The 16,354-nt window shown below is 41.9% G+C and carries 8 protein-coding genes and 1 tRNA gene; 5 read left to right on the top strand and 4 right to left on the bottom strand.

Translation table 11 applies throughout. The features are described 5' to 3' along the window. Window positions 1-14 precede the first annotated feature (14 nt). Entirely contained in the window at window positions 15-8,360 is an 8,346-nt protein-coding gene (locus FTU83_RS06000) for a BapA/Bap/LapF family large adhesin (protein WP_373685359.1), read from the top strand. Window positions 8,361-8,433: 73 nt separating this feature from the next. Beyond that, window positions 8,434-8,751, top strand: a complete 318-nt coding sequence (locus tag FTU83_RS05995; protein WP_180055818.1) for an MGMT family protein — start codon at window positions 8,434-8,436, stop codon at window positions 8,749-8,751. A gap of 111 nt (window positions 8,752-8,862) precedes the next feature. Here the strand turns inward: FTU83_RS05995 and FTU83_RS05990 are convergent, their stop codons facing one another. Both FTU83_RS05990 and FTU83_RS05985 read right to left on the bottom strand, forming a co-directional pair. Then, window positions 8,863-9,303, bottom strand: a complete 441-nt coding sequence (locus FTU83_RS05990; protein ID WP_180041863.1) for a universal stress protein — start codon at window positions 9,301-9,303, stop codon at window positions 8,863-8,865. A gap of 291 nt (window positions 9,304-9,594) precedes the next feature. After that, a complete protein-coding gene (locus FTU83_RS05985; protein WP_180105911.1) occupies window positions 9,595-10,011 on the bottom strand; it encodes a hypothetical protein in 417 nt (138 codons plus the stop codon). Between the two features lie 167 nt (window positions 10,012-10,178). Between FTU83_RS05985 and FTU83_RS05980 the strand changes: the two genes are divergently transcribed. Continuing rightward, window positions 10,179-10,255 (top strand) — tRNA-Met (locus tag FTU83_RS05980). A gap of 264 nt (window positions 10,256-10,519) precedes the next feature. On the opposite strand, the gene FTU83_RS05975 is transcribed toward FTU83_RS05980, so the two are convergent. Together FTU83_RS05975 and FTU83_RS05970 are read right to left on the bottom strand one after the other, a co-directional pair. Beyond that, on the bottom strand, window positions 10,520-12,145 hold the full coding sequence (locus tag FTU83_RS05975) for an NAD+ synthase (RefSeq protein WP_180105912.1): 1,626 nt from the start codon (window positions 12,143-12,145) through the stop codon (window positions 10,520-10,522). A 375-nt stretch (window positions 12,146-12,520) separates the two neighbouring features. After that, window positions 12,521-13,033: a hypothetical protein gene (locus FTU83_RS05970; protein ID WP_180049135.1), complete on the bottom strand. Its 513-nt coding sequence runs from the start codon at window positions 13,031-13,033 to the stop codon at window positions 12,521-12,523. A gap of 30 nt (window positions 13,034-13,063) precedes the next feature. On the opposite strand from FTU83_RS05970, the gene FTU83_RS05965 reads away from it, so the two are divergent. Beyond that, window positions 13,064-14,701 carry an AAA family ATPase gene (locus FTU83_RS05965; RefSeq protein ID WP_373685358.1) on the top strand — a complete coding sequence of 546 codons (1,638 nt, stop codon included), beginning with the start codon at window positions 13,064-13,066 and terminating at the stop codon, window positions 14,699-14,701. Beyond that, window positions 14,689-16,128 carry a VWA domain-containing protein gene (locus FTU83_RS05960; protein WP_180049133.1) on the top strand — a complete coding sequence of 480 codons (1,440 nt, stop codon included), beginning with the start codon at window positions 14,689-14,691 and terminating at the stop codon, window positions 16,126-16,128. Before FTU83_RS05965 ends, FTU83_RS05960 begins: the two co-directional genes overlap by 13 nt. Window positions 16,129-16,354: the final 226 nt, after the last annotated feature.

Below are 16,354 nucleotides of genomic sequence, written 5' to 3'. Positions count from 1 at the left end.
GCGAGCCGGGTACTATTGTAGAAGTGAAAGATCAAGACGGCAAAATCATTGGCACAGGTACAGTGGATTCATCAGGGAATTTTGATGTTGAACTTAAAGATCCATTAACCAATGGTGAAACTGTTGATGTTACTGTGACAGATAAAGTAGGCAATGAGTCAGAACCGACAGAAGCGACTGCAAAAGACACCACCAAACCTGATGCACCTAAAGATGTGGTGGTTACCGATGATGGTGAGCACGCCACAGGTAAAGGCGAGCCGGGTACTATTGTAGAAGTGAAAGATCAAGACGGCAAAATCATTGGCACAGGTACAGTGGATTCATCAGGGAATTTTGATGTTGAACTTAAAGATCCATTAACCAATGGTGAAACTGTTGATGTGACTGTGACAGATAAAGCAGGCAATGAGTCAGAACCGACAGAAGCGACTGCAAAAGACACCACCAAACCTGATGCGCCTAATGCAACTTTAAATGCAGACGGCACAGTAGTAACGGGTAAAACTGAGCCGGGTGCAAAAGTTGAAGTCCGTGATGAAAATGGCAAATTAATTGGTTCAGGAACTGCGAATAGTCTAGGTGAGTTTGAAATCCTTGTATCGCCAGCAGTGACCGATGGTGAAACTGCCAAAGTGACAGCGAAAGATGCAGCTGGAAATACTTCTGATCCAACAACCGTTACTGGTGGTAAGGATACTTTAAAACCAGCATCGCCTGACGCAACATTAAATGAAGACGGCACAGTAGTAACGGGTAAAACTGAGCCGGGTGCAAAAGTTGAAGTTCGTGATGAAAATGGCAAATTAATTGGTTCAGGAACAGCAAACAGTCTCGGTGACTTTGAAATCCCTGTATCACCTGCAGTAACCGATAGTGAAACTGCCCAAGTGACAGCGAAAGATGCAGCAGGAAATACTTCTGATCCAACTACCGTAACAGGTGGTAAAGATACTTTAAAACCAGCATCGCCTGACGCAACATTAAATGCAGACGGCACAGCAGTAACGGGTAAAACTGAGCCGGGTGCAAAAGTTGAAGTTCGTGATGAAAATGGCAAATTAATTGGTTCAGGAACAGCAAACAGTCTCGGTGACTTTGAAATCCCTGTATCGCCTGCAGTAACCGATGGTGAAACTGCCAAAGTGACAGCGAAAGATTCAGCAGGAAATACCTCTGATCCAACTACCGTGACAGGTGGTAAAGATACGACCAAACCTGATGCGCCTAAAGATGTGGTGATTACTGATGATGGTGAACATGTCACAGGTAAAGGTGAGCCGGGTACTATTGTAGAAGTGAAAGATCAAGACGGCAAAATCATTGGCACAGGTACAGTGGATTCATCAGGCAATTTTGATGTTGAACTTAAAGATCCATTAACCAATGGTGAGACTGTTGATGTCACTGTGACAGACAAAGCAGGCAATGAGTCAGAACCGACAGAAGCTACTGCAAAAGATACTACGAAGCCCGATGCACCTAATGCAACATTAAATGCAGATGGCACGGTAGTAACGGGTAAAACTGAGCCAGGTGCAAAAGTTGAAGTTCGTGATGAAAATGGCAAATTAATTGGTTCAGGAACTGCGAATAGTCTAGGTGAGTTTGAAATCCTTGTATCGCCAGCAGTGACCGATGGTGAAACTGCCAAAGTGACAGCGAAAGATGCAGCTGGAAATACTTCTGATCCAACAACCGTGATTGGTGCAAAAGATACGATTAATCCTGAAATATCTATTGAAGATACAACTTTAACTCAGGATTCAATGCCTACATTTAAAGGTAAAACAGAAGTTGGCACTGACGTTAGCGTTGTTATCAGAGATAATAATGGAAAAATTGTTGATCAAGGCGATGCTAAGGTCATCGGTGATCAGTGGAGTTATCGTGCTGATAAAACCCTGATTGATGGAGAATACTCAGTTGAGGCCATTGCTACAGATGCTGCTGGTAATACCGGTCGTGCCACAGACACATCATTTACAATAGATGCTACAGCGCCAATTGTCACGATTGACGATTTTAAAGAACCTAATTTTACAGGTACAGTGAATGAAGATGCGAATCTTCAAGTCCAAGTACAAGATTCAAATGGCAAGGATATTCCTGGTACGACAACGGTAAAAGATGGTGCTTGGACATTTACTCCAGATTCACCTGTTGCCGAAGCTGATTATACAGTGACTGTGACTGCAACTGATGCTGCGGGTAATCAACAGATAGAAACTGGAACGGTTAATACCACTTTACCGACGGTCGATATTGATGATTTATTTGGTACATCGAATTTTGCTGCAGCATTTTCTCGTGTCAGCACATTAAGCGTGCCTGCAAACGTTCCGCAGACCAATCAAACGAAGCCAACATTCTCAGGAACTTCGACCAAAAGTGTAGAAGTGACGGTTTACCTGCGCGATGCCAATAATAAAGTTATCGATTCAGGACTAGCGAAACTCGACACCGCTACAGGTAAATGGACCTACACGCCAGCGAATGAATTGCTCGAAGGCTATTATGTACTTGAAGCTGTATCTAAAGATGCAGCCGGTAATATCAGTAGCCCAGCATCTAAAACCTTCGTGATTGATATCACTGATCCAGTAATTGAAATCCAAAATGCAGTACTCACCAGTGATGTAACTCCTGATGTAAAAGGCAAAACTGAAATTGGTTCTACCGTGACGGTTACAGTTAAAAAGCCGAACGGAGATGTTATCGAGACTGGTACCGCGACAGTGGATGCGAAAGGTGATTGGAGCTATAGCGTTAAGGCAAATTTAACGGATGGTGCATACCAAGTTACTGCTAATGCAAAAGACAAAGCTGGCAACATCAGTGATGATGTGAATACCCAAGTGACTGTGGATAGCACAGCACCAAAAGCGACGATTACGATTGCGGATAATGGCGATGTGAAAATCAGCTTCAGTGAAAAAGTGGTCGGTTTTGATGCAGACGATATACAAGTTTCTGGTGGCAAACTCAAAGACTTGGCACAACAAGCCGATGGTAGTTGGACTGCTCAAGTTGTGGCGAATGGCAACGACGGTAGTGCAGCGACCGTGAAACTCGATATTGCTGCAGGTGGCTATAGCGATGCGGCAGGCAATGCCGGTCAAGCAGCGACAGTTTCGCACAGCGTGGCAAGTATCGATAGCACAGCACCAAAAGCGACGATTACGATTGCGGATAATGGTGATGTGAAAATCAGCTTCAGTGAAAAAGTGGTTGGCTTTGATGCAGACGATGTGCAGGTCACTGGTGGCAAACTCAAAGACTTGGCACAACAAGCCGATGGCAGTTGGACTGCTAAAGTTGTGGCGAATGGCAACGACGGCAGTGCAGCAATCGTTAAAGTCGATATTGCGGCAGGTAGCTATAGCGATGCAGCAGGCAATGCCGGTCAAGCAGCAACAGCTTCACACAGTGTGGCAAGTATCGATAGCACAGCACCAAAAGCAACGATTACGATTTCCGACAATGGTGATGTGAAGATCAGCTTTAGTGAAAAAGTGGTCGGTTTTGATGCAGACGATGTACAGGTCACAGGCGGCAAACTGACAGACTTAGCACAACAGGCTGATGGCAGTTGGACTGCTAAAGTCGTGGCGAATGGCAACGATGGTAGTGCTGCGACCGTGAAACTGGATATTGCTGCAGGCAGTTATAGCGATACAGCAGGTAATGCCGGTCAAGCAGCAACAGCTTCGCATAGCGTGGCAAGTGTCGATAATACAGCACCAACAATCACTATCGATGATCTAATCATTACAAATGATCAAACGCCAACGGTCAGCGGAGAAACCGAGCCGGGTGCATCGGTCTATGTATATATTAAAGACTTTGCAGGCGTGGTGAAATTTGAAGGTCAAGCAAGTGTATTTGCAGATGGCGCATGGACATTTACACCTCCTCGTAATTTAGATGATGGCGAATATACGGCTGTTGCGATTGCAACGGACAAAGCAGGTAATACAGCTGAAGCAAATGATGGATTTGAAATTGATACGACTCCGCCAACTGTTGATATTGATGATTTTGATTTCTTTGCAGCTCCAGCAGTGGCTCCACTCGCTACATTTGCTATGCGAGCGACGACGTTATCCACACCGTCTATTCCACAGACCAACAACAATAAACAGACCTTCTCGGGCACATCGAGCAAGAGTACTGAAGTTCAGATCAATATTTATGATGCTGAAAATAATTTATTGGATTCAGGCTTAGCGAAACTCGATACGGCAACAGGTAAGTGGACTTATACACCATCGGTTGCTTTACTTGAGGGATTATTAACCCTAGAAGCCATATCGAAAGATATCGCTGGTAATATCAGTGCGCCGTCAACGAAACAATTTATTGTTGATACTATTCCACCACTTATTGATATTCATGATGTTGGTGTTATTACAGATCCATCTCCAAGTTTTAGTGGAAAAACTGAAAAAGGTGTAACTGTTACCGTCAATGTGAAAGATCAACTTGGAAATGTTGTTGAAACAGGACAGGCACTTGTTGATGCTCAAGGCAACTGGAGTTACCAAGCAAAATCAAATTTGACAAATGGTCTCTATCATATTGAAGCGATTGCGAAAGATGCGGCTGGTAATTCAAGTCAAAAAGCAACGACAAGTACGACAATTGATAGCACTGCTGATGTCAGCATTGACGTTCAGGCAAACGCCGATGGTTCTGCAACGGTGACGGGTAAAACTGAACCGGGTGCAAGTGTTGAAATCACTACGCCAGACGGTCAAATCTATCCTGCAACGGTTGATGCCAACGGTCAATTCACAGCAACGATTCCAACACCTGCTGCGGAAGGTACATATACTGCAACGGCAACTGATCAAGCTGGAAATCAAGGTTCTGCAAAAGCAGATTTAGATGACCAAGTTGCACCGCAGATCGCTGATCTAGAAGTCGATGCAAATGCCGATGGTTCTGCAACGGTAACAGGTAAAACTGAACCGGGTGCAAGTGTTGAAATCACTACGCCAGACGGTCAAACCTATCCTGCAAGTGTAGATGCCAATGGTCAATTCACAGCAACGATTCCATCACCTGCTGCAGAAGGAACTTATACCGCAACGGCAACGGATAATGCTGGAAATCAAGGATCTGCAACAGCAGATCTAGATGACCAAGTTGCCCCGCAAATCGCTGATCTAGAAGTCGATGCAAATGCCGATGGTTCTGCAACGATAACAGGTAAAACTGAACCGGGTGCAAGTGTTGAAATTACTACGCCAGACGGTCAAACCTATCCTGCAAGTGTAGATGCCAATGGTCAATTCACAGCAACGATTCCATCACCTGCTGCGGAAGGAACTTATACCGCTACAGCAACTGATAATGCTGGAAATCAAGGTTCTGCAACGGCAGATCTAGATGACCAACTTGCGCCGCAAATCGATGATTTTAAAGTCTTATCAAATCCAGATGGCTCTGCAACCATTACAGGTAAAACTGAATCAGGTGCGAAAGTTTCAATAACTGATCCACAAGGCAAAGATCTGGATGTCACTGTCTATGCCGATGGTCATTTCATCGCACAAGTTCCTGCAACAGCAGCAGAAGGCACATATACAGCGACTGCTACAGATCAAGCAGGAAATCAAAGTTCTGCATCTGATGATTTAATAGATGCAACTGTGCCGGTAATTCCAACTGCGGAAGTGAACCAAAAAGATGGCTCTACTGTCTTTGGTAAAGCTCAACCGGGTTCAGAAGTGACGGTATATACATCTGATGCAAAGCAAAAGCTTGGGACGGCTGTAGCCGATGCAAATGGGGCATACAGCGTTCAACTTCAACCTGCTTTAGTGGATGGTGAGCAAGTAAAAGTCACGGCGAAAGATGTGGGCGGTGAATCAGCAGCAATCACAGCGCAAGCTCCAGATCTATTTGCCCCTGATGCACCGACAGCGAAAGTCAATGCAACAGGAACTGCTGTGGAAGGCGTGACCGAAGCTTTTGCCATTGTTACCGTGTACGGTGGTAGCAAAGGCACAACCCCATTGGGTACAGCGACTGCGGATGCCAATGGTCATTATCAAATTGCACTTGTACCTGCACTTGTGGATGGCGAGCAAGTGAAAGTGACCGCAAAAGATGCAGGTGGCGAATCCTTAGCTACACCAGCATTGGCACCAGACTTGTACGCACCAGCAACACCATTTGCAACTTTAGATAGTCGAGGTGCTGTGGTCACAGGTCATGCTGAAGCGGGTTCAGATATCACTGTGTATGCCGCCGATGCTAAAACCATTCTAGGCACAGCAATTGCTGATCTTGAAGGCAATTTCAAAGTTGTCTTACAGCCAGCAGTGACAGATGGCCAGCGCATTTTAGTGACTGCGAAAGATGATGGTGGTGAGTCTGCACCTCAAGAATTAATCGCGCCAACTGTTAGCATTCATGCAGCAGATAATTTGGTTAATGCCAACATCAACTTTGAATATCCAGTTGAAGAAGTTCGTACCAATAAACTATTCAACGTTTTTGATCTGATTAATATTGGTTCAAAAGTACACACAGGTTACTTCTCTATCGGAGATCAAGAAGTTGGTGAGGCAACGATCAGTGTACATACAGGTTCATTGATCAACCTGTTTGATAAAGCAGAAATGCGACTATTTGTGAAAAATACCGATGGTAGCTGGAAGCTGATCGCGTCGAATAAAGACTATGGTTTATTAGATTTTATCGGCATCTTTGGCGAAGAAACGGCTGTACGTGCGAAAAACTTACAATCGGGTGAATATAAGTTTGAGTTTGTCGGTGGTTCGGCTATTGGTCTTGCAACATCGGTCAGTGCAAATCTATCGTTGAAAGTGTTTGATACTTCAGTAGAACCAGAAGTGAGTCATGTAGAAGAAGCCAAAGGAAATGTCATCACAGATCATGATGCACTTTATGGTCAAGATGCTGTTCCTGCAGGTTCAATCGTCAATAGTATCAATGGCCAATTGATCAATGGTACGGCCACAGTCAAAGGGAACTATGGCACATTGACCATTCATCAAGATGGCTCGTATAGCTATAAACCGAAAGCTGATGTCACAGCGATTGGTAAGGCAGAAGTGTTTAGCTATTCCGTAGTTGATCCAGTTTCGGGCAAAGCAAGTAGTGCTGACCTGATTATTCACATTGGAACGCAAAGCGATTTGGCATTGAACTGGAATGCAGCGGAGCCAAAAGATCATGCAAGTACAGTTGTTGCTACTAACAATGTTGACATGATTGGTTTTGATGCATCGAATACCGTATCTACAGGTAATTCAAGTTCAATTAGCTACAGTTGGTCGATTGGATTTGGTGGGACGAAAGCAGGTTCGACCAAAATCACCGTTGCAGACGGTACGGTAGAGAACATCAAAGTTGACTTTGGTTCTTCACAACTGGTTTCATTACTGGGTAATACCACGATTAACGTCTACGACGAAAAAGGTAAATTAGTTGCGACTTCGGGTGCTTCAACAGTAGTTGATGTTATTGGTCTACTACCAAATGGTAATTCTGTCACGGTCACTGGATTGAAAGCAGGAACCTATACGATTCAAGCCGTAACCAATAAAGGCATAAGCTTGGGCGGCAGTGTATCAGCGGTCATTTCACGTAGCATTATTGACCTCGATAGCTTTACCGTAAAATCTGCTGCGAATGCAGCAACTAAAGGCAATTTATTAACCGATAATGATGGATTTGGTGTTGATACTGTCGCTTCAAAATATACAGATTTGTATGTGTCTAAAGATGGTGGCTTAACCTTTACCGAAGTGAGTTCTACGGGTACAACCATTACGGCGAAATATGGCGAAATGGTGGTGAAGTCAGATGGTAGCTACACCTACACTCTTAAAGATACGAATCTTACCTCAGGTGCAGCAGAACAGTTTACGTATAAACTGGTTGCACCAAATGGTGATATTTCAGCGGCAACCTTGACCATTAAAGCAGGTGTGAACTTCACAGGGAGTGTCGGTAACGATGAAATCACTAGCACTGCAGGCAATGATCAATTCAGCACCAAAGCGGGGATTGATACGGTTATTTATAAAGTATTGGATCAAGCAGATGCAACGGGTGGCAATGGACATGATACTTGGAATGACTTTAATGCGTCTGAAGGCGATAAAGTGAATATCAAAGCCTTGTTACAAGGTCAAAATGTCAATCAGTCGAATATTGATCAGTTTGTTTCGGTGAAATCTGATGGCAAGGGCAACACTGTGATCAGTATTGATCGTGATGGAACAGGGTCTAAATTTGGTGATAAAGTTGAATTACTCACTTTGAAAAATTCCGATGTGACTTTGCAAGACTTAATCGATCACAACCAATTACTGTACTAATCTGTCAAAATTAAGTATTAATCAAAGAGGACCTTCGGGTTCTCTTTTTTTTATGTGGCTCAAAGGAGATCAGATGAAGCAGAGTGATGAATTGGCAACGCAAATTTTGTCGGTCATTCAATTGATACCGCTGGCGAAGATTGCCACTTATGGACAAATTGCCAAATTAGCGGGTTTACCGAAGCATGCACGACTGGTTGGCTATGTACTTAAGCATCTAGATGCAACATCAACGATCCCATGGCATCGGGTGGTCAATGCTCAGGGAAAAATCAGCACGCAGCGTTGCAATGAAAAAGGTGAAAATATCCAGCAGTTGAAGCTGGCAGCCGAAAATGTCTTTGTGGTGAATGGACGCATCTCATTGAAACAATATCAATGGTTAGCTTAAAAAATCCTTGCCTTAAACTTAGAAATTTATTTTTATTATTGATGACGCAGTCAATAAAAAAAGCCCTCTAGGATCAGAAGGCTTTTTATTTCACGCTATAAATCTAATGGCTTATTTGCGCACAACCAAAACAGGAATGTCTGAAGCACCCAGTATGCTTTGAGCTACGCTGCCCAAGAAGAATTTTTTGATCCCTGTACGGCCATGTGAACCAATAATAATCAAGTCCGCATGTGTTTCTTCTGCAGCTTTAACCAGTTCAGTATGCACCACTTGACCTTCAAGTAAGCGAGTTTCAACAGTGACACCTTCAGTTGAAAATTTCGCTTTTGCTTCTTCAAGTGTATTTAAAATCGATGCACGAGCACGTTCAATTAAATCATTGGTTTGCGCTGCTGAAATATACTCTGCAGCAATATATGGATCGAGCGTCAGTACTTGAACCACAGTAATTTTACTGCCAAAAGTTTTTGCAAACTCGACAGCTTTAGCCACCGCAGCATAAGAAGTTTCTGAACCGTCCACTGGAACTAAAATATTATTTAAAGCCATTCTATTTCTCCTTATCTGATCAATTGAATTTGGATGGAAAAACCTGAAAAAAAGCGCTATTACATTGATCATAGTTTCATCATACGCTTTTTTATTTTGGAATAAAACCAAGTAAATTCATAAGGATATTGTGAATTTTGTAATAAAAATATTGCAAAAATATGGACTTGTCTTCACCATGCTTAGCGATAGCAAAAATGCTCAATAATGTAAGCAGCTATGTCTAGATTGTAAGACAATTTGGTGCTGAAAAATTGAGCCTAGATAATTCATCCAACAGCAGACATATTTTCAATCACACCGTTTCTCTTGCTCTGTCAGGGTAATATGCAACGCTTGTTGCTCAAGCAAGCTTAATTTATGCAAAGTATCTTCAGGAAAGATCTGTTTCTGTAGGCGTTGAATCTGTCGAGCGGATAAATACTGATTGGCACAATACATTGCAGCTTCATTGGCGCGAGCAACACTGACTAATTTCTCCTGATCATTGAAGTCGAGACGAATGATTGGTTGCTGTGCTCGGCTAAGTTGAGCCATGCTGCGTTTTTGTTGCATGCTTAATAAGGGCTGTTTATTAATCCAAGTCGCCACATCACGTCGCACGCCATTGTAGTCAACAAAAATAGGCGAGACGATTTGGCAGCCCGTTAATGTCATGACAGCAAGGCTGAGGGTCAGACAGGTTTTTTTTATCGAATTGAATTGCATGATAAAACTCTAATTTTTAATCAAAAAATATAGTAAATAGGGCTAAAAATAGCATAATTTGCTTAAATAGTAACATCTTGAACTTTGCTTGTTTAAACTCTGAACAATTGCAAACAAAAATGCTTGACGATAATGTGCGAAATCTAGATAATGCCACCACAGTTTACGGCTATGTAGCTCAGTTGGTTAGAGCACCGCACTCATAATGCGGGGGTCACAAGTTCAAGTCTCGTCATAGCCACCATTTTTATAGACCAAGCTCTCAGCTTGGTCTCTTTTTTTGTGCCTAGAAAAAGTCAAATAGATTGAAATAATTACTGCACTAATAAAATGATCTATTCACGGTGTTTATGTAGAAATAAAAGAGAACTCAAATCTTTAACTGCATTATTTGATGACCTAACTTTTGAAATACATCTCAATTATTTTTTATTTTTACTGCTACGTATTTTGCGCCTATAAAAAAAGCCCAGTGATAGAACTGGGCTTTTTGATTTGAATCGAGTAATTAGATACCCGGTTTCCAACCATTCACGATTGGGTAGCGTCGTTCACGGCTAAATGCACGTGAGCTGATACGTGGACCAATCGCACCTTGGCGACGTTTGTATTCGTTTAGATCAACCAAACGGATGACTTTTTTCACAATTTCAGCATCAAAACCTTTAGCAATGATGTCATCTTGGCTCATGTCTTCTTCGATATAGGCATATAAGATGGCATCCAATACTTCATATTCAGGTAGAGAGTCTTGGTCTTTCTGATCTGGACGAAGTTCCGCAGAAGGTGGGCGAGTAATCACACGTTCAGGGATCACTGGTGTTTCTGAAATGCTGTTACGGTATTTTGCTAGTTCAAATACAATCGTTTTATAAACGTCTTTAAGAACTGCAAAGCCACCGACCATGTCACCGTACAATGTACAGTAGCCAACAGATAATTCAGACTTGTTCCCTGTAGAAAGGACTAAATTGCCGAACTTGTTCGATAAGGCCATTAGCAACGTACCACGAGAACGCGCTTGTAGGTTTTCTTCAGTCGCATCAGTCGGTGCAGCGCCAAAGAAAGGGAATAAGGTTTGCATAAAGCCATTCACAATTGGATTGATTTCGGCAATACCAAAAGTTACGCCCATATTCTTGGCTTGTTCAGCAGCATCTTCAACGCTGATTTGCGCGGTATAGGTATATGGCATCATGACCGCTTGAACTTTATCGGCGCCAATCGCATCGGCAGCAATCGCTAAAGTTAATGCTGAGTCAATACCACCAGATAGACCTAAAATTACGCCAGGGAAGCCTGAACGTTGTACGTAGTCACGTGTTGCGATCACAAGGCTTTGGTAGATTTCAGCCATGGTATTTAATACAGGCGTGATTGCACCTGTTTTAAAGGCTTTTTGTTCAGCATCGTATTCTGCGATATATAGATCTTCAACAAAACTCGGTGCTTGCAATGCAACTTCACCTGAATTGTTCATTACAAAGCTTGTGCCATCAAAGACAAGATCGTCTTGACCGCCGACTTGGTTGCAGTAAACCAAATTGATGTTCAATTGTTTGGTCAATGCAGCCATGGTTTCAATGCGATGCTGTGGTTTACCAACTTCATAAGGTGAAGCATTCAACACCAAAGCGGTTTCAACATTTAACTGAGCAAGTTGTTGAACAGTTGGTAAGGCCCAAACATCTTCGCAAATCAACACACCAAACTTATGACCTAAATATTCAAAGACAAGGTGTTGATGACCTTCACTGAAATAACGTTTTTCATCAAAAACGCTATAGTTTGGAAGATTTTGTTTATTGTAAATCCCGAGAACTTGACCATTTTTCATGACAGCAGCAGAGTTGTAGCGCTGACCATCTTCAGTTTGATTTACAAAACCAAAGACTAAAACGATGTCCTTAATGCTCGCTAATTGTTCAAAAGCTTGCTGTGTACGTTTATTTAAACTTGGACGTAATAATAAATCTTCAGCAGGATAACCAACTGTAGAAAGTTCCGGAAAAACAATAATATCTGCGTTCTGTTCTTTTGCAACATTGGCTTGTTGAAGCATTTTTGCTGCGTTTGATTCTAGGTTACCAATATGCGGAGAGAACTGAGCAAGTGCAATTTTAAAACTATTCATTCCAACTAAATCCTATTCCTATAGGTGAATACACTTAACACACTGATTTGTATTATTGTGATTATTCAGCGAGTGTATTTAGATACGAAAAATACTGCCGAAAGGCGAAAACAAAACACCATCATCGTATGATAATTCACTTGTTTTGATGCAAAGCAAAAAAATAAGGTGAGCCTATTTTATCTGAATTTAAGCGAGATACTAGAGGTATTCATAGCTTTTAAAAGCCTAGCTGAGCTTATGTGCCATAAAGTAAATATTAATGCTGTTTTTTTGTACTCAAAATAGCGTCAATGGTCGAGCACTAGTGTGAAATAGAATGATCAGGCGATATTCAATTTTATCTAAAAATATTCGCTACAGAGCATGGAAGCTTTATAGCTCAATTTGATGAACAAGTTCAGGATATAAAATAATATTTTTAATTCGCTTTAAATAGATGTCACGTGCAATGTCACCTTGTTGCTCAATGTTGTAGTCAAAAAATGCCTTGTGTGCTTTGAGGGTATAGCGGTATGGATTATATTTTTTAAAACTGAAGAAATACGCCATCTGCAAAATAGCACCCCGACCCAAAACATTGATCTGTTGCTGGTATTGATAAACATGGGCCATTTCATGAATAAACAGGGCACGATATCCTAAAGACGCTTTGGCATAGTCCGCTTTAAACAGTAAATTTCGTGCATGGATATACCCCTGAGGCGCCATGACCACATGCGCCGATTGCCAAGGCAAAAAAGGGTGATTCATCACTTTCACTTGCTCATATTGAATCAAATCACCAAACACACTGCGACACATGGATATTTCACCTGCCGTGAGGGATCGATATTTAAAACCTTCAAGTTTTAATAGTCGAATGAGTGTGTGAAAAAAGGGCAACATGATGAAAGGTGTCTAAATCTCTAAAGGGATGTGCAGTTTAACTATAACCTGAAAAAAAGATATCGCACTGTTGCGCTGTATTTAAAAAGCGATATTTTTGCATCTGCTACAGCGAAAAATCGGTTAGGGCGTTACAATTTAGTTTTCGGTCAAACAGATAGTCAGATGCAAGCACGGATCAATACTTTAATTTCTGAAATCAGCAAAAATATGTATGAACGTGAGCAGATTATTGCTTTGAGTTTGTTGGCTGGTGTTGCGGGTATGAATACCTTTTTATATGGTTTGCCCGGCACTGCAAAAAGTTTGATTTCACGTCGAATCGCCTCTGCTTTTGAGGTCCATGACTATTTTGAATATTTGATGAATCGTTTCAGTACGCCTGAAGAAATTTTTGGACCGGTATCGATCAAAGCCTTAAAAGAAGATCAATACATTCGTAAAACAGAACATTATTTACCACGGGCAGATTTTGCATTTTTAGATGAAATTTGGAAAGCCAGCCCTGCGATTTTAAATACTTTACTGACCTTGGTGAATGAGCGGAGTTTTAAAAATGGTGACATTGTCCAAAAAGTTCCATTGAATGTTTTGGTCAGTGCATCGAATGAAATTCCCGAACCAAATCAAGGTCTAGATGCCTTGTATGATCGTTTTATTTTGCGCTTAGAAGTGCCGCCGATTGCTGTTGCAGAAAACTTTCATGCACTATTACAGGCCAAGCCGAGTCAAGTCAGTGTTGAAGTCGATGCGACCTTAAAAATAAAAAAAGCCGAGTTGCAAGATTGGCGGGAACAGATATATCAGGTGGAATTACCCGCTTCGATTTTAAATCTGTTTGATCAACTTAAAACTCGACTCAACCATAACTTTGAAGATCACGTGGTCTATGTCTCTGACCGTCGTTGGCAACGTGTGGCTTATTTAGTCAAAGCCTGTGCATTTTTAAATGATCGTCCATCAGTGATTTTGAGTGATCTATTAATTTTAAAACATTGCTTATGGAATCAGCCTGAAGACATTGCTTTTGTTTCGCAGCAGATAGATGAAGTATTGGCTGAAAATGGCTTAAATTACGGTTTGCAATTCGAACAACATGTGGCAGAGAAGGATGCACTTGAACAGCGGGTGCTCAATCATTTTTATTATACCGATGATGTGTATGAGAGTTATTTAATTCATGGCACTGATTACTTGCGTGCAGTGACCAATCTAGATCGACACTATAAAGATAAACTGTTGTATCTCGAACTGGATAAAATGGATACGAAAAAGGACTTCTTTGCCTTAGATGATACCGGTGAAGAAGTGCGTGGCATCGTATGTAATTTTAATGGTTCAAGAGTGTGTACGTTAAAAGGTGGCTATTACGGCTTAGAAGAAGTGGTGACGCCGTATATAAAACATACCAAAGGTAGTCCACGCAGCTCTCTTTCAGCACAAAGCCAATATGAGCTGTTACACGAAGTTCAACAGCTCAAAGCACAGTTTCAAACAGAATTGGAACTGTTAACGGAACGATTTAACAGTCAAGAACATCAGTTTAAATCGGTCTTTGTCACTGAACAGGATATTGAACATTTGATTCAATCTATTGAGCAGCAATTGGCACGATATCAGTTGCAGTTGCAAGATTGTGAGCGTCTGGAACAGTTATGTCGCAATTAAAACCGACAAGACACCAAACCCAATCGGCACTCGATGAATTAAGTTCGCAGCTTTATGATGAATTAAAACAATCCAGCTTAAAACATTGGTTGGATGATCATAAAGTGGCAAAAAAGCTCGATCAAAAAATTCAGGAATGGGCCTTTCAGGCAAAATCGAGTTTAGATCAGCAGCATCCCTATGCAGTGGTGCAGCAGCAATTGGAACATTGGCTTGCGTTAAAGCATTGGGAGCAGGGTGATTTTGTTCAATTCCACACTGAATATGCCGCCTTTATGCAAACCTTGGGGATTCCAGAATTCACTGAAATGTGGCAACAGAGCCAACAGTCGTTGCTGACCGAGCAGCAGCGTCAATTACACATTGAGCTATTCAAAGGTAAATGGCAGCGCAAATTGACCGAAGCCATTGCACATTGGGAGTTTGAACAGCTCCGTTTACAACGCGATGCCTTTTTAGATGAAATCAAAGATTTTCTCGCGACATTGTCGAAAATGGTCAAGCACCATGACAGTGTCGGGTTTGAAACAGGGATTTTTCTGGACTATTCCAAAGGGCAATTAACTGAGCATGATGTACAGAACTTTGAGCAATGGGCCAATTATCTCGAGCAAGATCGGGCGCTTAAACGTTTATGTCAAATGATCGGAAGCGCACAGCCGAATATACCACGTAAGCGGATTTCTGCTCAGTTAGAACAAGAGCCACAGCAGCTTATTCACACCCCGATGGCGCAAGAGGAAATTACTGGAATTAAATTGGCACAAGAACTCAGTATGGCTTTACCTAGCGAGTTGGCGCTGTTAGCCGATCCAGACTTGCAAGTTTTATTTGATTTGAAATATTTAGAATCTAATCTGATGAGTTTTAATCGAGAAGGGCAGCAACAGGGAAGGGTGATCGAAGACCCACGCCATACGCAGCGTCGAGTCGGACAAAAAGGCCCGATGATTGTCTGCTTAGATACCAGTGGCTCAATGAATGGGCAACCTGAACTGATTTCCAAAGCGATTTGTCTATATTTATCGATTCGAGCGCTAAAAGAAAAGCGAGCGATGTATTTGGTAAATTTCTCGACCAATTTAACCGCGCTGAATTTACAACATAATAGTGCTTTGGATGATGTCATTCACTTTTTAGGGCAGTCATTTCATGGGGGAACAGATATTATCCCTGCGATGAATCATGCCGTGGACATGCTGAAACAACCGAATTTTGTACATGCCGATGTGGTGGTGATTTCCGACTTTATAATGGGTCAACTGACTGAAGAACTCATGCAAGAGATCACACATTTGAAGCAGCAGGGCAATGGATTCTATGCTGTGGCTATCGGTAATTTTAAACTGGATCATTTAGACGAAAGCCTGTTTGATCATCAATGGGTCTATCAATCTGCGACTGGTGAAATGCAAAAAATCCAATAAACGTCACTCACTCAAAATACGCCATGACCTTTAATGACAAGCTTTTGAGCCATACAGCATCGATGTTTTAAAGATTGTCTGACAAAGAAAATATTTGAGCATTTTTGCAAATCGAGAGGTCGGTTTTGCTAATGGTCTAGTGATCTATCTCACTTAATTTGATCCTCAATCTATATGTTTTTCCTTCAATCGACATGAAGTCAATGAAGGGGAAACACCCAAATTG

Origin of the sequence: Acinetobacter sp. YH12152 (assembly GCF_013418285.1) — a bacterium.
Classification (GTDB): Bacteria; Pseudomonadota; Gammaproteobacteria; order Pseudomonadales; family Moraxellaceae; genus Acinetobacter; species Acinetobacter amyesii.
The sequence above is the reverse complement of the archived record's forward strand: the minus strand, read 5'-3'. Positions and strand labels throughout refer to the sequence as shown.

Excerpts from the sequence above, each read along its gene's own strand:
- FTU83_RS05995 (WP_180055818.1), top strand. The coding sequence starts at position 8,434 with ATGAAGCAGAGTGATGAATTGGCAACGCAAATTTTGTCGGTCATTCAA.
- FTU83_RS05990 (WP_180041863.1), bottom strand. The coding sequence starts at position 9,303 with ATGGCTTTAAATAATATTTTAGTTCCAGTGGACGGTTCAGAAACTTCT.
- FTU83_RS05985 (WP_180105911.1), bottom strand. The coding sequence starts at position 10,011 with ATGCAATTCAATTCGATAAAAAAAACCTGTCTGACCCTCAGCCTTGCT.
- FTU83_RS05975 (WP_180105912.1), bottom strand. The coding sequence starts at position 12,145 with ATGAATAGTTTTAAAATTGCACTTGCTCAGTTCTCTCCGCATATTGGT.
- FTU83_RS05970 (WP_180049135.1), bottom strand. The coding sequence starts at position 13,033 with ATGTTGCCCTTTTTTCACACACTCATTCGACTATTAAAACTTGAAGGT.
- FTU83_RS05960 (WP_180049133.1), top strand. The coding sequence starts at position 14,689 with ATGTCGCAATTAAAACCGACAAGACACCAAACCCAATCGGCACTCGAT.